Genomic DNA, 254 nt, shown 5'->3' with positions numbered 1-254 from the left:
ATTACTATTTCGACATTGACGATATCAGTATCGTCTTACGCAGCCACCGTAAAAACAAACTCAACATCTACTCCACTCACTATCTTGATAAACAGCATCCCGCCCACGAACAGAGCGAAGTCGATGAAGCCGGAACCCTCACCGAACGCGTGTTCAAAAGTAAAGAGATGCTGCTGATCAATCTCCACGAGCGGGACGATTTAGCCCCCTATGAACGCATGTTGTTCGACACCTGGGGCAACCAGATTCAAACC

Annotated in this window: 1 protein-coding gene; it reads left to right on the top strand. The window is 48.0% G+C overall.

Going from position 1 to position 254, the window contains the following annotated elements:
• Positions 1-254 (top strand): hypothetical protein (locus SB765_RS31695; protein WP_410932763.1); only part of this gene is annotated, 254 nt, incomplete at both ends.

Source organism: Pseudomonas sp. SIMBA_067, assembly GCF_046534675.1.
GTDB lineage: Bacteria > Pseudomonadota > Gammaproteobacteria > Pseudomonadales > Pseudomonadaceae > Aquipseudomonas > Aquipseudomonas putida.
The sequence above is the reverse complement of the archived record's forward strand: the minus strand, read 5'-3'. Positions and strand labels throughout refer to the sequence as shown.